Annotated in this window: 18 protein-coding genes; 16 read left to right on the top strand and 2 right to left on the bottom strand. The window is 58.8% G+C overall.

From position 1 onward, the window contains the following. Positions 1-2: 2 nt before the first annotated feature. Both KQ940_RS17975 and KQ940_RS17980 read right to left on the bottom strand, forming a co-directional pair. Positions 3-530 carry a TRAP transporter small permease gene (locus tag KQ940_RS17975; RefSeq protein WP_217415195.1) on the bottom strand — a complete coding sequence of 176 codons (528 nt, stop codon included), beginning with the start codon at positions 528-530 and terminating at the stop codon, positions 3-5. A 14-nt stretch (positions 531-544) separates the two neighbouring features. Beyond that, the gene (locus tag KQ940_RS17980) at positions 545-1,558 is read right to left on the bottom strand and encodes a TRAP transporter substrate-binding protein (protein ID WP_217415196.1); all 1,014 of its coding nucleotides are present in this window, start codon (positions 1,556-1,558) and stop codon (positions 545-547) included. 519 nt (positions 1,559-2,077) lie between these two features. Here KQ940_RS17980 and KQ940_RS17985 point away from each other — a divergent pair. The 16 genes from KQ940_RS17985 to KQ940_RS18060 all read left to right on the top strand — a co-directional run bounded on the left by KQ940_RS17985 (position 2,078) and on the right by KQ940_RS18060 (position 19,619). Then, a complete protein-coding gene (locus tag KQ940_RS17985; protein ID WP_217415197.1) occupies positions 2,078-3,379 on the top strand; it encodes an alginate export family protein in 1,302 nt (433 codons plus the stop codon). A 73-nt stretch (positions 3,380-3,452) separates the two neighbouring features. After that, positions 3,453-4,865, top strand: a complete 1,413-nt coding sequence (locus KQ940_RS17990; protein ID WP_217415198.1) for an aldehyde dehydrogenase family protein — start codon at positions 3,453-3,455, stop codon at positions 4,863-4,865. Positions 4,866-4,884: 19 nt separating this feature from the next. After that, positions 4,885-6,234: an aminotransferase class III-fold pyridoxal phosphate-dependent enzyme gene (locus KQ940_RS17995; RefSeq protein ID WP_217415199.1), complete on the top strand. Its 1,350-nt coding sequence runs from the start codon at positions 4,885-4,887 to the stop codon at positions 6,232-6,234. A gap of 295 nt (positions 6,235-6,529) precedes the next feature. Next, positions 6,530-8,071, top strand: coding sequence for an acetolactate synthase large subunit (locus KQ940_RS18000; protein ID WP_217415200.1), 1,542 nt, complete (start codon positions 6,530-6,532; stop codon positions 8,069-8,071). A 9-nt stretch (positions 8,072-8,080) separates the two neighbouring features. Further along, complete coding sequence (locus KQ940_RS18005; RefSeq protein WP_217415202.1) at positions 8,081-9,574, top strand: aldehyde dehydrogenase family protein; 1,494 nt, start codon at positions 8,081-8,083, stop codon at positions 9,572-9,574. A 20-nt stretch (positions 9,575-9,594) separates the two neighbouring features. After that, positions 9,595-10,389 (top strand): SDR family NAD(P)-dependent oxidoreductase, encoded by a 795-nt coding sequence (locus KQ940_RS18010; RefSeq protein ID WP_217415203.1) that lies wholly within the window; start codon positions 9,595-9,597, stop codon positions 10,387-10,389. Between the two features lie 10 nt (positions 10,390-10,399). After that, positions 10,400-11,434, top strand: a complete 1,035-nt coding sequence (locus KQ940_RS18015) for a WD40/YVTN/BNR-like repeat-containing protein (RefSeq protein ID WP_217415204.1) — start codon at positions 10,400-10,402, stop codon at positions 11,432-11,434. A 10-nt stretch (positions 11,435-11,444) separates the two neighbouring features. Next, positions 11,445-11,903 (top strand): VOC family protein, encoded by a 459-nt coding sequence (locus KQ940_RS18020; protein ID WP_217415205.1) that lies wholly within the window; start codon positions 11,445-11,447, stop codon positions 11,901-11,903. Positions 11,904-11,923: 20 nt separating this feature from the next. Further along, complete coding sequence (locus tag KQ940_RS18025; RefSeq protein ID WP_217415206.1) at positions 11,924-12,526, top strand: amino acid synthesis family protein; 603 nt, start codon at positions 11,924-11,926, stop codon at positions 12,524-12,526. A gap of 32 nt (positions 12,527-12,558) precedes the next feature. After that, positions 12,559-13,395 (top strand): alpha/beta fold hydrolase, encoded by an 837-nt coding sequence (locus KQ940_RS18030; protein ID WP_217415207.1) that lies wholly within the window; start codon positions 12,559-12,561, stop codon positions 13,393-13,395. A 21-nt stretch (positions 13,396-13,416) separates the two neighbouring features. Continuing rightward, positions 13,417-15,024 carry a bifunctional 3-(3-hydroxy-phenyl)propionate/3-hydroxycinnamic acid hydroxylase gene (locus KQ940_RS18035; protein WP_217415208.1) on the top strand — a complete coding sequence of 536 codons (1,608 nt, stop codon included), beginning with the start codon at positions 13,417-13,419 and terminating at the stop codon, positions 15,022-15,024. A 70-nt stretch (positions 15,025-15,094) separates the two neighbouring features. Continuing rightward, entirely contained in the window at positions 15,095-16,555 is a 1,461-nt protein-coding gene (locus KQ940_RS18040) for an NAD-dependent succinate-semialdehyde dehydrogenase (protein ID WP_217415209.1), read from the top strand. Further along, the gene (locus tag KQ940_RS18045) at positions 16,552-17,328 is read left to right on the top strand and encodes a 2-keto-4-pentenoate hydratase (RefSeq protein WP_217415210.1); all 777 of its coding nucleotides are present in this window, start codon (positions 16,552-16,554) and stop codon (positions 17,326-17,328) included. Before KQ940_RS18040 ends, KQ940_RS18045 begins: the two co-directional genes overlap by 4 nt. A gap of 6 nt (positions 17,329-17,334) precedes the next feature. Beyond that, positions 17,335-17,733 carry a carboxymuconolactone decarboxylase family protein gene (locus KQ940_RS18050; protein WP_217415211.1) on the top strand — a complete coding sequence of 133 codons (399 nt, stop codon included), beginning with the start codon at positions 17,335-17,337 and terminating at the stop codon, positions 17,731-17,733. Between the two features lie 382 nt (positions 17,734-18,115). After that, positions 18,116-19,150 (top strand): VPS10 domain-containing protein, encoded by a 1,035-nt coding sequence (locus KQ940_RS18055; protein WP_217415213.1) that lies wholly within the window; start codon positions 18,116-18,118, stop codon positions 19,148-19,150. A 10-nt stretch (positions 19,151-19,160) separates the two neighbouring features. Beyond that, positions 19,161-19,619, top strand: coding sequence for a VOC family protein (locus tag KQ940_RS18060; protein WP_217415215.1), 459 nt, complete (start codon positions 19,161-19,163; stop codon positions 19,617-19,619). Positions 19,620-19,685: the final 66 nt, after the last annotated feature.

A 19,685-nucleotide genomic window follows, 5' to 3' on the forward strand; every position in this document is an offset into this window, starting at 1 on the left:
ATTTACTTCTCTTCGTCCGACTGCAGGTGGTCGGCCAGATCGCCTATTACGATCAGGCAAAGGGCCAGGGCTGACAGGGAGGCGGCGACTGCCATCAAAAACGATAACCATGAATAGGGGATCTGCAGCACGGCTGTGGTATCGCCGTAACGCAGAAGGTTGAACGCGTGGTGCCAAAGCATCCACGCGAACAGGGTAAAGCAGAATGCCCCGACCAGACTGGCAATGATCTTCAGTCGGGATACCGACCGCGAGGACAGAAAAGCATCGATAATGTCCACCGCGATGTGATTACGCTCTGAGGTAACCAACGGCAGCCCGAGAAAAATGACCGATGCCAGCATAAGCTCGGTGACTTCGAACGCTCCGGTAACGGGGGTTGCGAACAGGTAGCGCCCAACCACATCGATCAGCGTCAGCATCATCATGCAGAACATGACGAGGGTGGCGATGAGACTGAGTGGGCGTGCTATCCAGCGCTGATACCAGCGTAACGGAGCGCTGTATTTAGACGTGAATCGGGTTGCCACCGTTACCTCCCGGCTTACTGCTCAGCTCGACTCAGTTGGCGGAACTCGGCAAGTGCCGCTTCGCCGTCAACGCCCTTGCCGGCCGCTTCCTCAAGCCATTTAGCCTCCATCGGAGCAGCGGAATCGCTGATCTCCTTCATGAACGCTGCGTCCGCTGTAACCACCTCGTTACCGTTGGCGGTAATCGCTTCCAGCCCCTTGGCGTCCCACTTGTCCCACATCTGCCCTGCCAGTCGGGCCAGCGCTTCCCCGGATACAGAGTCTATTGCGGCCTGATCCTGTTCAGACAGCGCCTCGAAACGCTCCTTGTTCATGACCAGGAAAAAGCCGAAGTTGTACAGCCCGCCGGGCACCAGCGTCGTATGCTTGACGATATTCTGGACATTGAATGACACCACGGATTCGAGCGGGAACAGGGTGCCATCGGCGACGCCGCTGGAGAGCAGCTCATAACTGCTGGGCGAAGGTTTCTGCAGAGTGACCGCGCCGAGCTCCGAGGCCAGATCGTTCATGAAGCCGCCACCCACGCGCATCTTCAGTCCGTTGAGATCGGCCTTGGAGTTAACGGTGCGCTTGATATTGTGAATATGTCCCGGGCCGTGCGTGAACAGCCCCAACACTTTGACATCCTTATATTCACCGGCCTGTTCTAGATACTTTTTATACACCCGCCAGTAGGCGACGGATGTACCCACTGCGCTGTCGCCTGCAAACGGGAACTCGACCATCTTGTACAGCGTGAACCGACCGGGCGTGTACCCCTGTGAGCCGTAGCCGATATCGGCCTGTCCCTCACGGGCAAGATCGTAATGCACCTTGGGGTGGCCCAGCGGAGAGGGCAGGATTACGACCTCTACCCGGCCATCTGTCGCCTGTGCAACGCTCTCGGCCCAGGGTTTCAATACATCGGTCATCATCGGATGGCTGGAAGGCACGAACGTGGACAGCGTAAGGCGCGTCTGCGCATTCGCGAAATTCGCCACTGTAGCCAAGGTAACAGCAGCAGTGAGCGCAAAAAATTTTCTCATTTTATAAGACTCCTGATCGGTGTTGAGGCTTAACCAGCCCAGCTTGGTTTCGGTTGACTGTTACCTCTGAGGAATGCGTGTGCAGCGTTCGCCGTTCAGGTGACCGGCGTACTGCGTACTTGCTGTCCCTCAATCGCTATCGCAAACTTGAGTCTTGCGGATTGTCTTTTTGGTTAAGTGTCAATATAGGAGATATTGGTAAATTAAATCAACATAAATAGATCTAATATTGTATCTGGTATCACATTACGAGAATATTTGTTTTTATTCTTGCCCGTGAGTGATAGCTCGGGTGTGTCGACTTTGTCTAAGCCCGGGCGCAGGCGAATGAGCTGCTTTGCTGCATCAAACCGGGCAATGAAGCTCTGTGAACGGAACGGAGTCGAGTTCCGTAGCAACCCCATTTCCTGTCCGCTCATTGTTCTTTATGAGAAAAACATCAATAAAATAGTTTTAATTGGCTCAATTTTGTGTAATAAATCTCAATATAAGATAATAAACATCATATGGAGTGGAACGATGAACCAAACGTACATGCTCAAACGTGCTTCGAAGTTGGCAGTGGCTCTGCTCGCCGCTTCAGCCGCAACCGCATCCCAGGCCTATACGCTGATCGAAGAAGAGGGAGTTAACCTGAATCTGGATGTGGAAGCGGTGGTCGGCACATTTCGGAGCGACGAAACCTATGGCAATAGTGAGAGTGATCCTGCCTGGACGGAGGGTTACGTAAAATATGGCTTCTCCGGCAGCAAGGCGCTAAGCAATGGCAGTCTGTTCGGTGCGGTCAATGCCTTGACTTCCGGCACCTGGGGGGACGGTGATGCCGCCGGCCTTAGCACAGGTGATGAGCGCGAGACCGATATCGAAGACCTGTACGTCGGTTATCGCAACGACATGTTCGAGTTCTCTTTCGGGCGTCAGAAGCTGGTCATCGGCGACGGTTTTATCCTTAACGGCGACGGTTTGAACATGGGTAAAGGTCTGGACGGTATTGTGCCGGGCTTCAGTGCCAACCGCGGTGGCGCATACTGGCTCGGGGCGCGCCAGGCGTTCGATAAAACCGCCGTGTTGCGTGTCGGCGGTGAGTCCGGTCCGCGTGCCGATCTGTTCTGGTTCGAGTCCGACAACCCGGCTCAGGCCAGTGTCGAGATGGCGGGTCTTAACCTTGAGTACGTCACCGACAAGGGCACCTTCGGCTTGATGCACTTGAAGGGGTTGGATGTGGACGATAACGAAGCCGCATTCTTAGGTTACGACGGTCGTGACGGTCAGAAAACCACCAGTGTCCGCTTCCAGGGCAACGCCGGTGTCAAGAACTTGTTCCTCTCCGCCGAGTATGTGGATCAGTCTCAGGGCAACGGCAACCCGGACGCCAACGCCTGGTACGCCGAGGCGGGCTGGACCTTTGCCGACCTGCCCTGGTCGCCGAGCCTGAACTACCGTTACACCAGCTATGACGAAGGCTACGACCCGCTGCTGTTCGGTCTCAGCCGCGGTTACGGCACCTGGTTCCAGGGTGAGGTGGCGGCTAACTACGCCGGTCCCTTTGCGACTGATTCCGACATCCATTATCTGGGTGTGAAAGCTAATCCGACCGAAATGCTGACCGTAGGTGCGTCCTACTTTGACTTCAGCGATACGGTTGGCGGCTCGGGCAGCAACGATGCTAACGAGATCGATATCTGGGCCGAGTGGGTGGCTCACGATCACCTTATCATCAGTCCGCTGGTCGGCTTCTATACGCCGGACTCCGATAGCAGCACTCAGGGCAACGACAACACCAACACCTATATGCAGGTGATGGCAATTGTTCCGTTCTGAGGCTAGGCCTTGCGTTATCTAAAAAGAGCGGAGGGAGTTTCCCTCCGGTCATTTTGTTTTAAGGGTGAAACACATGAGCGATCACTACAAACTTCTCATCAACGGGCAGTGGGTCGAGGGGGCGAGTGAGCCCTTTGTCGTCAAGAACCCGGCTACGTTCGAGACCGTTGCCACCTGTGCCAACGCGACACCGGAACAGCTGGATCAGGCGGTCAGTGCCGCACAGGACGCGCAGCTCGGTTGGCAGCATACCTCGCATGAAGAGCGTAAGCGGTTGCTCCACTGCATTGCGGATGAGATAGCCCAGAAGCGCGATGAAATTGCGGCGCTGATTGTGGCGGAGCAGGGCAAGCCTCTGCCGTTGGCAATCGGTGAAGTCGAAGGCGGGGTCGCCTGGGCCCACTTTGCAGCGGATCAGGATATTCCCGTTGAGGTGCTCGAGGAGTCGGCTGAAAAGCGGATTGAGGCCCATCGCAAGCCGCTGGGCGTTGTGGCATCCATCACACCCTGGAACTGGCCCTTCATGATCGCCGTCTGGCATTTATTCCCGGCGTTGCGGGCGGGTAATACCGTTATCAGCAAGCCTTCCGGATTGACACCGCTGAGCACCATCAAGCTGGTTGAAATCATGAATAACCACCTGCCCAACGGCGTGGCCAATATCCTGACCGGCGAGCGGGGTATTGGCAGTGGTCTGACTTCTCACCCGAATATTCAAAAGGTCGTATTTACTGGTTCGACGCCGACCGGGCAGGCGGTCATGCGCAATGCGGCGGCTAACCTGAAGCGCCTGACGCTGGAGCTCGGCGGTAATGACGCCGGTATCGTGTTGCCGGGCGCCGATGTCGAGAAAATGGCACCTGCCATCTTTGGCGCGGCGTTTCTAAACATGGGACAGACCTGCGGTGCTTTGAAGCGTCTTTATGTGCATGAGTCGCTTTACGATCAGATGTGTGCGGCGCTTGTCGCCATCGCCGGTCAACAGGTTGTCGGTAATGGCATGGACGAGGGCGTTACCTTCGGACCGGTTCAAAACGAGGATCAGCTGAATCTGGTCGCCGAGCTGGTCGAGAATGCCAGGGCGGGAGGTGCTCGGGTGCTGACAGGCGGCGAGCCTGTCGCGGGCGTGGGGTATTTCTATCCGCCGACTATCGTCGCCGATATCTCGAACGACGCACGTCTCGTTCAGGAGGAGCAGTTCGGCCCAGTCCTGCCTGTCATCAAGTATTCCGATGTGGACGAAGCGGTTGCGATGGCCAACGGCGTGGAAGTGGGGCTCGATGGCTCTGTATGGGGGCCGGACACGGAAGCGGCGGCGGCCATTGCCTCGCGTCTGGAGTGTGGCACCACGTTCGTGAACACACATGCCCAGATCCAACCGAACATCCCGATGGGAGGGTGCAAGATGTCGGGCTTCGGCGTCGAGTTTGGTCTGGAAGGGTTGCTTGAGTTCACCTCGCTTCAGGTGCTTCACGTTCAGAAGTAACAGCTAATAGGTATTAATCATGTACGAAAAATATAAAAGCGCTCAGAAACGTTTCTGGCATCCGATGGGGCCCCCGACACCCGGTAACAAAGGTGACACGCTGATCATCACCCAGTCGAGCGGCAACTATGTCACCGATGTGGACGGCAACCGATTGCTCGATGCGATCGGTGGCCTTTGGAACGTCAACATTGGTCATAACCGTGCGGAAGTGAAGGCCGCGATCAACGCTCAGATGGATGAGCTCGGCTATTACCAGATGTTTGACGGTATCGCCCATCCGCGCGCTTATGACCTGGCAGACAAGTTGGTGGAGATGTTCGCGCAGGAGGATATGGCGCGCGTACTGTTCAGCAGCGGCGGGTCTGATGCGGTCGAGACGGCGTTGAAAATGTCGCGCCAGTACTGGATCGCTGCCGGTGAGCCGAAGCGCATCAAGTTCATCTCGCTGCGTAACGCCTACCACGGCGTCCATATGGGTGGTACCTCGGTCGGCGGTAACAATGTGTATCACCTGAACCATGGTCCATTGTTGGCAGGCTGTATTCAGGTGGATACACCCTGGCTCTATCGCAACCCTTGGGATTGTGAAGACCCAGAGCAGCTGACCCGGCACTGCATTCGCCAGCTTGAGGAGCAGATCCTGTTCCACGGTGCTGACAGCATCGCCGCCTTTATCGCCGAGCCCGTTCAGGGTGCCGGCGGTGTCATCGTGCCCCCTGCGCAGTACTGGCCGGCGGTGCGTGAGCTGCTGAACAAGTACAACATTCTGATGATTTCCGATGAGGTGGTAACCGGTTTCGGCCGTAGCGGCAGCATGCTCGGATCTCGTGGCTGGGGCGTCGCGCCGGATATCCTCTGTCTGGCGAAGGCTATTTCCGCCGGTTACATCCCGCTGGGTGCCACCGTGTTCAACAGGCGGATTGCCGATGCGATCGAGAACAGCCAGGACTTCTCCGGCATGATCATGCATGGCTACACCTATTCTGGTCATCCGACCGCCTGTGCGGCGGCACTCAAGGTGCTGGAGATTGTCGAGCGTGAGGATCTACCGGCCAATGCCGCTACGGTCGGTGCATCACTGCTGGAGCAATTGAAGACTCTGGTCGACAAGCACGCTGCCATAGGTGAAGTCCGTGGCAAGGGACTGATGATTGCCCTCGATCTGGTGACGGACAAGCAGACCCGGCAACCGGTGAACCCCCAGCTGGGCTATGCCAATCGTGTCGCAGAATATGCGAAAAAGGCCGGGGTGCTGGTGCGTCCTGTCGGTACCAAGATCATTCTGTCACCTCCGCTTACCCTCACCCTGGAGGAGGCTTCGTCGATCGTCAGTGCGCTGGACCAAGCGTTCGGCTCAGCCGACTAAACGATGCTCTGATCTTCCCCCTGCTGACGGCAGGGGGCCTTTTGCCAGAGGGCGTGCAAACCGTTCTCTGTAGCGCTTTTTCGGCACGACGCACATGTCGGCTGCTTCTAATCCTTCACTCTCAGTGATCTCAGAATGCGACATTTGCCCTGCTTGGGCGTCAAGCGGCCTGGTTTTGCGCATTAAAATCGCAAAATGCGCGAAATATTAAAATAAATATCGCTGTTTCTGTTGACCGTTTTGTTTTTGGTCGCATAAAATGAGATTAAATGATATTTTGCGTTTGGGGTGTTAAATGAATGGTGCAGAGTCTTTAGTCAAAGCGGCAGTGGAAGCCGGAATCGAATACTGCTTCGCTAATCCGGGTACAACCGAGATGCCACTGGTTGCAGCGATGGATCGCGATCCTGGCTTTCGGCCGGTGCTGAGCATGTTCGAAGGCGTCTGCACCGGTGCTGCCGACGGTTACGGCCGTATTGCAGGTCGTCCCGCATTGACGCTGACCCATCTTGGGCCGGGGTTTGCCAACGGCATCGCCAACCTGCACAACGCGCGCCGGGCCAACAGCCCTATCGTTAATCTGGTAGGCGATCACGCCTCTTGGCACGTTAATTACGATCCACCTCTGGCCAGCGATATCGAGTCTCTGGCGCGCCCGGTTTCCAAGTTTGTACGTACCTCTCGATCTGCCGACGGTCTGGTTGAAGATATGGCCGCGGCGATCAACGCGGCTTGGCAGCCGAGTGGGGCGATCTCGACGCTGATGCTGCCGATGGATCTGCAGGCGGCAGAACTCACCGCAGCACCGAAAAAGATGGTGATCAATCCGCCCAAGCGTCGCTTCTTTGCCGATGGCGTCGAGGCGGTGGCCGAGCGCATCCGGGCCGGTAAGCGTCTTGTGTTCATCGTCGGCGACAACGGTTTGACTGAAGCGGGCCTTAAGGCCGCCGGTCGTATCTCGCAGCTGCCGGGCGTGAAGATGTATGCCGAAACCTTCCCCCGTGTCAGTCATCGCGGTGGCGGCCTGCCCGATCTGGACCGCTTGCCGTACTTCCCCGAAGTGGCGATAGAGGTGCTCGAGCAGTACGACGAGGTGGTCTGCGCCGGAGTGCCGGAGCCGATCTCCTACTTCGGCTACGAAGGCATACCCTCACGGCTTGCCGAGCCGGACCGTCTGGTGATGTTGGCAGAGGTCGGTCACGACGTGGTCGGTGCGATGGAAGCGCTGGCTGATGCGGTTAATGCGCCCGCGTTTGCACCGCTGGAAGGGCAGGTGTCGATGCCGAATGCGGACGAGAAGCTGACACCTGTGTCTGTCGGTCAGGTGGTGGCAGCGGGCCTGCCGCACGATTGCATCGTCTCGGTTGAGGGCGGTACCTGCGGTTACCCCTTTTTCACGCAGTCGGCACATGCCGCAAAGCACCGCGTCATCACCAACACCGGTGGTGCTATCGGCCAGGGGATTCCGGCCGGTTTCGGTGCAGCACTGGCCGAGCCGGGCAATACCGTGGTCTGCCTGCAGTCCGACGGTAGCGCTCAGTACACCATCCAGACGCTGTGGAGCATCGCGCGGGAGAACCTGCCGGTGGTGATCCTGATCGCTGCCAACCACAAGTACAACATTCTGCAGAATGAGCTGCGCCGTTACGGTGTAACGGAGTTTGGCCAGAACTCTCTGGCGTTGACCGAGCTGGATCGCCCGCGTGTGGATTGGCAGGCGCTGGCCAAAGGCTATGGCGTGCCGTCCGTTAGCGTAGAGCGTAATGCCGAACTGATGTTGGCACTGAGAGAAGCGGTGGCAGCGAAAGAGCCGCGACTAATTGAGATGAGCTTGTAAGGAGGCGATATGGCGATCATGGATATCTTCTCTGACGTGCAACAGTTTCTGTCAGAGCCGAAAAAACTGTTTATCGGCGGTGAGTGGGTCGAGCCCTCGTCCGGCGAGTATTTTCCGGTTGAAAACCCGGCCACCGGGCAGAATTTCGCCCAGGTATCGATGGCGGTCGAGGCCGATGTGGACAGGGCGGTAGCCGCTGCACGCAACGCCCAGGAAGGTGCCTGGGCCAAGGTGCAACCTGCCGAGCGCTCACGTCTGATGATCCGTCTGGCCGAGTTGATCGAAGCCGATGCCGAGAACCTCGGTCAGATCATCTCGCTGGAAAACGGTAAACCCTATACCAACGCCTACAAGGGCGAAGTGGTGATCACGGCCAATATTATCCGCTACTTCGCGGGTTGGCCGTCCAAGATCGAGGGCAGCACCATTCCGGTTTCGCCCCGCGGCGGTGAGCCGATGCTCAACTACACCCTGCGTGAGCCGGTGGGTGTCTGTGCCCTGATCGTGCCTTGGAACTTCCCGCTGTCGATGTGCGCCTGGAAGCTGGGCCCTGTGCTGGCCACCGGCTGTACTGCCGTGCTCAAGCCTGCCGAACAGACCCCACTGGTGGCGCTGCGCCTGGCCGAACTGATTCAGAAAGCGGGAATCCCGGCGGGTGTGGTCAACGTCCTGACTGGCTTCGGCGACCGTGCCGGCGCACCGCTGTCAGCCCATGACGACGTGGACAAGATCGCCTTCACCGGCTCCACCGGGGTGGGTCGCATGATCGCCAAGGCGGCGGCCGGCAACATGAAGAAGGTGTCGCTGGAGCTGGGCGGCAAGTCGCCGAACATTATCCTGCCGGATGCCGATATCGTGCGCGCCGCGAAAGGCTCCGCCGACGGCATCTTCTACAACCAGGGCCAGGTGTGTACCGCGGCGTCCCGTCTCTATGTACACGAGAGCGTGCTGGATCAGACGCTGGAAGAGCTGCGCAAGCATGCCGCTGCGCACCTGGTCGGTCCCGGCCTTGATCCGGCCAACACCATGGGGCCGCTGGTATCCCGTGAACAGCATGGGATCGTGAAAGGCTATGTCGACCGTGCGCTGAATGAGGGCGCCGAGTTGATCTGCGGCGGCAAGGCGCCGGCGCATCTCGAAGGCGGCTACTTCATGGAACCGACCGTGTTCCTGGATAGGCAGGAGCAGGCGTGTATCGCCCGCGAAGAGATCTTCGGCCCGGTGGTGACGGTGATGAGCTGGTCCGATGTCGACGAACTGGTTCACCGCGCCAACAACACCCCCTTTGGTTTGGCCGCCGGTGTCTGGACCAACAACCTGAAACAAGCCCATACCATCGCCGCGAAGCTGAAAGCGGGATCCGTCTGGATCAACTGCTGGAACGTGGTTGACCCCGCGTCGCCGTTTGGCGGTTACAAACAGTCCGGCTGGGGCCGTGAGATGGGTAAAAACGTGATCGACGCTTACACCGAAACCAAGAGCGTCTTTGTAGACCTGAGCTAAGTATTTGTGAGGATTGTCTGATGGATCTGGAACTGAAAGGCCGTGTGGCGATTGTAACCGGCGGCGGTATGGGTATCGGTAAGGATGTGGCGCGCTTCCTGGCGGAAGAGGGCTGCGACCTGGTGATCTGCTCGCGCACGATGTCCGTGCTGGAGGCAACTGCCGCCGAGATCAGCGAAGCCACCGGTCGCCGCATTGTCCCGGTATCCTGCGATACCACCGACATGGAGTCGGTCAACAGGATGGTCGAGAAAACCATCGAAGAGTTCGGCAAGGTCGATATCCTGGTCAATGGCGCTGCCGCGCCGTCCGGCGTGGTGCGCAACTCCATCGAGTTTGCCGGCGACGACGAGCTGCTCGGCGATCTGGACACCAAGGTTATCGGTTACTTCCGTTGTGCCAAGGCGGTGACACCGCACATGAAGCAGGCCGGCTTCGGTCGCATTATCAACATCGGTGGTCTGACCGGTCGCAGCAGCAAGGTGATGTCCGGTATGCGTAACCTGGCCATCGTGCACATGACGAAAAACCTGTCCGACCAACTGGGTCCGAACGGCATCACCTGCAACATCATCCACCCGGGTGTCGTCGATACGCCGCACATCCAGGAGCTGTATGAACGCGAAGGCAAGCTGCAGGGCAAGACGCCGCAAGAGGTGGAGCAGGGCTACATCGATGTAACGCCGATCCGCCGTACGCTGCAGCCGGTGGAGATCGCCTGGCTGATCGGTTTCCTGGCCTCGCCCAAGGCCGGTGCGGTTACCGGTGAATCCATCGGTATCGACGGTGGCTTGACCCGCGGTATCTTTATTTAACGGAGGGATCATGAGCGGCACTATTCTGGTATCGACGGTCGGTCAGGCCGTCATCAAAAGTTCCGATAAGGGCGATACCTGGCACCGACTGGGTCTGGGCCAGGATATCGAGTTCGACGCGATCACGCGTTCCCTCGATGTTGACCCCACCGATCCGCAGCGCCTGTACATCGGTACCGATGTCGGTCTGTGCGTCAGTGCAGACGCCGGTGCGAAATGGACCCGCATCGACTCACCCTTCAACGGGGAAACGGTGTGGAAGGTCGCGGTCGATCCACAGAATCCGAAGCGTATCTTCGTCGGCACCGGCGCACCGTCGCGCGCCGTGCTCTGGCGTACCACCGACGGCGGTGAGAGCTGGGATCGCGCACCGGTTGAGATTCCCGAGCACTGTGCCGGGGTGAGCAAGCCGCGCCTGCTGGCGTTCGCCTACGATCCGACCGACAGCGACAAGCTGTGGTTCGGTCTCGAAGAGGGCGGGCTCTTCTACAGCGACAACGGCGGTGACAGCTGGGAGCGGGTCGACTCACGCCTGCTGTGGGAGTACAACTCGGATATTCACTCGATTCGCGTGCTGCCGAACCATGGCAAGAAAGTGGTCGTTGTGGTGTGCGTGAATGCGATCTACCGCAGCTTTGACGACGGTCAGACCTGGGAAGGCGTCAACCCCAACGAAGCCTTTGGTCTCTACTATGCCCGTGCCACTGCCGTACCGGCAGGCTCGGAAGACACCATCTATCTGAGTGTGTCGGATGGCACACCGGGCACCACCAGTCTGGTTCTGGTCTCTCGCGACGCAGCGGCCAGCTGGCAGCTTCTGCCGCTACCGGTTCAGCCCAACTCCTGTGTATGGGCGATCCACGTCAACCCGGCGGATGCCAACCAGGTCGTGATCGGTACCAAGTACGGACACCTCTTTACCAGCACCAACGGTGGCATGTCCTGGAAAAAAGAGTGGCGCGAGTTCAGCGAGATCGCCGATGTGCTGTGGACGCCTGCCGAGGCGAAGATCGAAGCGGCTCACCAGTCCGTCATCACCAAGTGAGGATGTCCCGATGAAGGTCAAAGTTAATCGAACCCATATCTCCCTCTTCGTAAAAGACCCGGAAACATCGGCACGCTGGTATGAGGATGTGTTGGGTATGGCACGACACGCCGAAAACGGCGATCAGTGGATCATGATGGGATTCGGTCCCAAACATCACGATATCGCGCTGATTCGTGCCGACGAGGGCGCGCAGTTAGGCGGCATCGGGCTGCAGCACTACGGATTTGAGATCGACGGCGATGAAACCACGCTGCGCAAACTCTACGGCATGCTGCTGAAGAAGAACGTGAACATCGTCAAGACTACCGATCATGAGGTGGGGATCGGTCTCTATTTCTCCGATCCCGACGGTATTCGTCTGGAGTTTTTCCTGGAAACGGAACATGACGACGAGTTGGCCAAACAGCGTTTCAAGGCCACTAACGGTCCGAGCCGTCCGATCGAGCTTGACCCCATTTTCGACTGATTTTTGTAGGCATATTCGAGATGAAAGTAGCAAATTTTGGCCCCTACCACATCCGCAAATGGTTTTCGTTCTACGAAGAAACCCAGGCGAACGAAACCGGCGCGTTGGCCGATGGCGAACCGGTGAAAAAGTACGTCATCGCTGCGGCGATCCACAATCCGCTGGCCGGTCAGTTCAAAGAGGATCTGTCCGAGCTGATCGAGCACTCCCCTGAATTGGGCAAGGAGTTTGGGCGTCGCATCAACGAGTTGGCCGGTGACAACGAGATCGTCAGCTACGGCAAGGCGATCCTGGTCGGTGCCGATGGCGAGTATGAGCACGGCAACGCGTTTCTGACCAACCCGGCGGCCAACCCGGTACGTGATGCGGTAGGCGGTGGTAAGTCCTGGGTGCCCTCGACCGGCAAAATCGGTGGGCCGGGTGCCATTCTGGATGTACCGCTGGCGCACAAGAACGCGCTTTACGTGCGCTCGCACTATGACGCCATCTCCGTGTCGTTCAACGATGCGCCGCGCCGGGACGAGTTGCTGGTGATCTGGGCCTTTGCAACCCGAGGCCGCCTGCATGCGCGTCTGGGTGGTCTTAAAGCGGAAGAGGTTGTCGGCGAAGACGGTCTTAACTAAGGCGCCGGTTAATAGAAGTGAAAGGGTGAGCGATGTCCGAAACGAGTGGTTTGTTCAGAAGCGGTGATCTGCAACTGCACTACCTGCGGTGGGGCGATCTAACCGGTATTCCTGTGGTGATGTTGCATGGTCTGCGTGGTTTCGCTGCGACCTGGGAGTCGCTGGCCGACGCCTTGGGCGAGGGTTACTGTTGCTACGGCCTGGATCAGCGTGGCCGGGGTGAAAGCGACTGGGGGCCGGTCGAGGGTTACCAGACCGCTACCTATGTGCAGGATCTGGAGCGCTTTGTCGATCATCTCGGCCTGGACAGGTTCGTATTGATCGGACACTCGCTGGGTGGCACCAACGCGTTGGAGTATGTGCGTCGTCATCCCGAACGGGTGACGCGGCTGGTGATCGAGGATATCGGCCCGGGCTCATCGAATCGGGGTGAGGGTGCCGAACGCATCCGCCGCGAGATGAGGAATACACCGCTTACCTTCGCATCCTGGGAAGAGGCTGAAGCGTTCTGGCGCTTCAGCCGTCCCAACCTGACCGAAGAGGCGCTGCAGGCACGGTTGCAGAACTCCTTTCGTGAGCGGGATGGCAAGATCGGCTGGAAGCACGATCAACTGGGAATAGCCGAAGCTAGACTGACATTTGAGCCGATCGATCTTTGGCCAGCGGTTAAGGCTGTGAAATGTCCAGCGCTACTGGTGAAGGGGGGCGACTCCGATTTCCTGCCGCGCGCGACGGTGCAAGAGATCCTGACCTCCAACCAGGCGTTCTCAGCGGTCGAGGTCGACAATGCCAGCCACTATGTCCACGACGACCAGCCGGACGTGTTTAACAAGGCGGTCGTCGATTTTATCCAAGCTGGTTACAACTGATTTAACCCGGAGGCGGTAACAGTGGGCGTTCAAAAGACACAGGTTGTAATTGTAGGCGGCGGTCCGAACGGTATCGCATTGGCCAACTATATGGGGCTGTATGGCATCGATACCGTTGTGCTCGAGTCCTCCGAAGAGATTCTGCCCTTTCCGCGTGCCGTCGGAATGGACGACGAAGCGATGCGCGTACTCCAGGGTGTCGGCCTGGCCGACATCGCGATCAAGGATATGATCCGCAACGTGCCGCTGCGCTACTACAACGCCCGCGGTGTCTGCTTTGCCGAGGTCAAGCCGAGCACCGCGCAGTACGGTTGGCCGATGCGCAACATCTTTATGCAGCAGCTGACCGAGGTCACGCTGCGCGACGGGCTCAAGCGTTTTGGCTGCGTTGACCTGCGCCTGGGGCAAACCATGAACAGCATCGTCCAGGACGCCGACAAGGTGACACTGAACGTCAGCGATCACGAGGGTGTCGAGTACGCGCTGGAGGCGGACTATGTGATCGGTGCCGACGGTGCCCGCTCCGAGATTCGCAAGCAGATGGATATCGGCTATACCGGTATGACCCATCCGGCCAAGTGGGTAGTGGTAGATGCCGCCAACGACAAGCTGGAAGCACCCTACACGGCACTGCATGCCGATCCCGAACGCCCCTTCGTCTGCATCTACCTGCCTTATCAGTATCGTCGCTGGGAGTTTATGCTCCACCCCGGCGAGGATGAGGAGAAGATGTGCGAAGAGAGCACGATTCGTGGCCTGATCCGTAACCACATCGGCGATGCTGTCGACGAGCTCGATATCGTGCGTATTCGCGCCTATACCCATAACTCCCGCGTCGCCTCCACCTTCGTCAAGGGACGGGTGCTGCTGTGCGGCGATGCGGCCCATATCACCCCACCCTGGGCAGGACAGGGCCTCAACTCGGGGCTGCGCGATGTGGTCAATATCGGCTGGAAGGTCGCCGCGGTGGTCAAGGGGCTCGCCGATCCTGCCATCCTGCAGACCTACGATACCGAGCGCCGCGGGCATGCCACCGACCTGATCGCGCTGGCCGACAACATGGGCGCGGTTTTGGGCATGACCAATCCGATCCTGGCCGGTATTCGTGACTGGATCTTCAAGGCCACCGACTCGGTTGATTCGTTACGCGAGCATCTGGTGGAGTTCAAGTTCAAGCCCAAGGCCCACATCACCAAGGGGATCGTGTACCACGAGGGCGAAGAGGTATACCCGGACAGCATGGTTGGCCAGCTGTTCATCCAGCCGGATGTGGAGGACGCGGAGGGCCGGCGTCGCAAGTTCGACGAGGTGCTGGGGGATTGGTTCTCCATCGTCGGCTTCAAGACCAACCCTGCGGAGCATATGTCCGAAGAGAACAAGGCGTTCTGGGACAAGCTACAAACCCGCTATGTGCAGGTCAACCGTTCGCGCAGCGGCAAGAGCCATGACCAGCGTCTGCAGGCGTCAGGCGCCGTAAGCGTCGAAGATGTGGATAACCTGCTGGCCGATTGGTTCGGCAAGGCGCGTGACAAGATCGTGATCGTCCGCCCCGACCGTTTTGTCGCTGCCATCACCTCGGCGAGCCGCCTGAACGAGGCGCTGGATGCGCTGAGATCGAAACTGAGTTAATCACCCCTTCGGGGGCTTCGGCCCCCCATTTTTATTCCTCTCCTGTCACCCCGTTTCTGGTAATGATGCTATGCAAGATCTGCTAAACACCTCGCTGCTGCGTGATGCCTGCTTTCTCGATGGTCAGTGGTGCGCAGCCGATAATGGCGCGACCGTCGACGTCACCAACCCGGCTACCGGCGAGACCATCGTCCGCGTGCCGATGATGGGGGCGGAGGAGACCGAACGCGCCATCGCCGCGGCTGAACTGGCCTATAAGGCCTGGCGTAAAACCACTGCCAAGCATCGCGCTCAGGTGCTGCGTCGCTGGTTCGATCTGCTGATGCAGAACCAGGGCGATCTGGCGCTGATCCTCTCCAGCGAGCAGGGGAAGCCGCTGCAGGAGGCCAAGGGCGAGATCGCCTACGCGGCGTCCTTCATCGAATGGTTCTCGGAAGAAGCGAAGCGGGTCTATGGTGATACCATTCCCGAGGTCACGCCGGGTACCCGCCTGACCGTACGCAAGGAGCCGATCGGTGTCTGCGCGGCGATTACGCCCTGGAACTTCCCGGCGGCGATGATCACCCGCAAGGCGGGGCCGGCGCTGGCGGCGGGCTGTTCGATCATCATCAAGCCGGCCACCCAGACGCCGCTGACGGCACTAGCGCTGGCCGCGTTGGCCGAACAGGCGGGCATACCGAAAGGCGTATTGCAGGTGGTGGTCGGGCGAGCCTCTGCCATCGGTAACACGCTGTGCGCCAGTGCCACGGTGCGCAAACTCTCCTTCACCGGCTCGACCGATATCGGCAAGCTGTTGATGCAGCAGTGTGCCGACAACGTGAAGAAAGTGTCGCTCGAGCTTGGTGGCAACGCGCCCTTTATCGTGTTCGACGACGCCGACCTGGACAAGGCGGTGGAGGGCGCACTGATCGCCAAGTTCCGCAACAACGGCCAGACCTGCGTCTGCGCCAACCGCATACTGGTGCAGGATGGCGTGTACGACGCTTTCGCGGCGAAACTGGCCGAAGCGGTGGACAAATTGCGCGTCGCTCCGGGCACCGAAGAGGGCAGTGAGCTGGGACCGCTGATCGACGCCAACGCCTACGATTCGGTCAGTGCGATGATCGACGATGCGCTGGCCAAGGGCGCGTCAAAGGTGACCGTGCGTGAGGTACAGGTCGATGGCGAGAAGCGCTTTCTCAACCCGGTGGTGCTGACCGACGCCAACACCGATATGGCGTTTTACAGCGATGAAATATTTGGGCCCATCGCGCCGCTGTTCCGCTTCAACACCGTGGAGGAGGCGATCGCCCTGGCCAACGACACCGAGTATGGTCTGGCCTCCTACCTCTACACCTCGAGTATCGACACCTACATCCGCGTTTCCGAAGAGCTGGAGTACGGCATGGTGGGGGTGAACACCGGTCTGATCTCCAATGAGGTGGCACCGTTCGGTGGCGTCAAATCCTCCGGTATCGGTCGCGAGGGCTCCAAGTACGGCATCGAAGATTACCTCGAGATTAAATACGTCTGTCTTGGAGGGTTGGCATGAGCGCGGTGGAGATGATGGCCGACGAGATCGCCGGTGCACTCGACGGTGCGCGCCGACAGGCGGCGCCGTTGCAGCTGCTGTCGGGGTTGGACGAAGCCGGCGTCGACGAAGGGTATTGTGTTCAGCGCGCCCAGATAGCGCTCAATCAGGCCCGCGACAACGGGATTACTGGCTGGAAGGCGGCGATGTCGAATCGCCCGGCGATGGAGCGGTTCGGCCTGCAGAAGCCGATCTATGCGCCGCTGTTCGCTGATATGTGTCTGCATAGCGAAGTGTTGTCGTTGCAGAGGGTTATCGCCCCGAAACTCGAGGCCGAAGTGCTGTTTGTACTGCACGAGGATATCGTCGCCGCGCAGTGCAGCGACGAACAGATCATCAACGCCATCGGCGCTCTGGCACCGGCGTTCGAGGTAGCCGACTCGCGGATGGCGGGCTGGCGCTTCAACATCGCCACCTTCGTGGCTGACCTGGCGGTCGCTAGCCACTACCGCTTAGGTGAGCTGCAGCCGTTTGACGCCGGTCTGGCGTTTGACGATATCGACTGTGTGTTGGCGTTTGACGGCACTGCTCAGTCGGGCTCGGTGGACAATGTGATCGGCGGTCCGTTGGGATCCATGGTCGGTATGGTGCGGGATATCGTGGCGCGCTACGGCGAGGTGAAAGCCGGCCAGCACTTTCTCAGCGGCTCGCTGACCAAGCCGCTGGATATGGTGACGGGCACCACCTACTGTCTGCGGATGTTCGGTCAGCAACTCAAACTGGAATACAGGTGACAGGCTATGAGCGACAAGTTCGAAAAAGGGCTGGTGACGCGCAAGGCGGTGCTCGGCGATCAGTATGTGGACCGCTCCATCAACAATGCGACCGCCTTCACCAAGCCGCTGCAGCGGTTGGTGACGGAGTACTGCTGGGGCGATGTGTGGCAACGCGACGGGCTGGCGCTGCGTGAGCGCAGCCTGATCAACCTGGCGATGATCGCCGTGCTGAATCGGCCGCACGAGCTCGAACTCCACCTGCGTGGCGCTCTCAACAACGGTTTGACCGCCGAGCAGATCCGCGAGGTGCTGTTGCAGGTAACGATCTATGCCGGGGTGCCCGCATCGATCGATGCATTCCGCGTGGCCAGCCGGGTGTTGGCTGAAGAGGGTGTGGACCTCGACGCCCTGAGCGAAGGCTAAAGCGCTTAAAGGTGTCCGCAGCGCTGATTCACACCAAGGCGAGACTCGATAGAGCCTCGCCTTTTTTTATGCCTGTCTGTTCACGTACTGTTGTGTTCCCCGCTGCGCCTTTGCCCTGTTTTCTGCGCTGAGGCGACGCATTCTCATCGCTGCGTCCACTCATTCGCTTTTTCTTGAGATAGATCAAATTACGCCGGTCTATATTTCTTACAGAATAAAATAAATCGCATATTATGAGACTTGAGTGAATTGTGACCTGTTTTTTATCATTGTTTTTGTTGGTATTTAAACATTGTGGGATTTCCTATTTTGTCTTGGCTTGAGGGGGTATCAGGTCAGTATCACGCCTAGAAAAACAATCGTTCAAGTAGAGGATTATCTGATGAGTGGAACAATACTGGTGGCTACGGCCGGTCAGGGTGTGGTGAAAAGTGCCGACAACGGTCAAACTTGGCACCGCTTGAGTCTCGGCCAGGAGATCGAATTCGATGCAATCACCCGGTCTCTGGATATGGACCCCCAAGACCCGAAGAGGATCTATCTCGGCACCGATACCGGCTTGTGCGTCAGTCTGGATGCCGGTGCTAACTGGAAGCAGATGGATACCCCGTTTAACGATCAGACTGTCTGGAAAGTGGCGGTCGATCCAAACAACCCCAAACGTATCTTTGTCGGTACCGGCGCACCATCGCGTGCAGCGCTCTGGCGCACCACCGATGGTGGTCAGAACTGGCAGCGCGGCCCTGTGGATATCCCCGAGCGTTGTGCTGGCGTCAGCAAACCCCGTCTTCTGGCGTTCTCCTTCGATCCCATCGACAGCAACATCCTCTGGTTCGGCTTGGAAGAGGGCGGCCTGTTCAAGAGCGTTGACGGTGGCGACAGCTGGGAGCGTGTCGACTCGCGTCTGCTGTGGGAGTTTCACACCGATATCCATGCGGTAAGGGTGCTGCCGAACCACGGCAAGAAGGTGGTCGTGGTGGTCTGCGTGAACGCGGTGTACCGCAGCCTGGATGATGGCGAAACCTGGGAAGGATTTAACCCGAAAGAGGCGTTCGGCCTGTACTACGCACGTGCCGCGGCGGTGCCGGCCGGCTCTGAGGACACCCTCTATCTGAGTATCTCCGATGGCACGCCGGGCACCACCAGCCAGGTGTTGGTTTCCCGCGACGCTGCGGCAACCTGGCAGGTACTGCCGCTGCCGCAGCAGCCCAACTCCTGCATCTGGGGTATTCACGTGAATCCGGCCAACCACGATCAGGTGGTGATGGGAACCAAGTACGGCCATCTGTTCACCAGCGAGAACGGCGGTAAGGGCTGGAAAAAAGAGTGGCGCGAGTTTAGTGAAATCGCCGATGTGCTGTGGACCCCGGCCACGGCCGAGATCGTTGCCGCCCACCAGTCAGTGATCAAAAACTGAGGTGATGCCCGTGAAAGTCAAAGTCAATCGTACGCATATCGCGCTGTTTGTTACCGACCCTGAGCGCTCGGCGAATTGGTATGCCGATATCCTCGGTATGGAGCGTACCGGCTGCAACGGCGATGCCTGGATCATGATGGGGTTCGGAGACAAGCATCACGATATCGCCCTGATCAAAGCGCCGGAAGGCTCGGCTCAAGGCACCCTCGGCCTGCAGCACTACGGCCTGGAGATCGACGGCGATGAAACCACCTTGCGCCGTCTCTACGGCATGTTGCTCTCCAAACAGGTCAGTGTTGTGAAGACCACTGATCACGAGATTGGCAAAGGGCTCTACTTCACCGATCCGGACGGTAATCGGCTGGAGTTCTTCCTCGAAACCGATCACGACGATGCCCGGGCGAAGGAGCGCTTCAAGGCGGCCAATGCACCCAGCCGCGAGATCACGCTGGACCCGATCTACGACTGAATGATGGCGGGTCCCCACGACCCGAATAGACCCGTGAACCGGCGCAACCCGGTTCACGACAATAAG

Origin of the sequence: Marinobacterium ramblicola (assembly GCF_019084545.1) — a bacterium.
In the GTDB taxonomy this organism is placed as follows: domain Bacteria; phylum Pseudomonadota; class Gammaproteobacteria; order Pseudomonadales; family Balneatricaceae; genus Marinobacterium_D; species Marinobacterium_D ramblicola.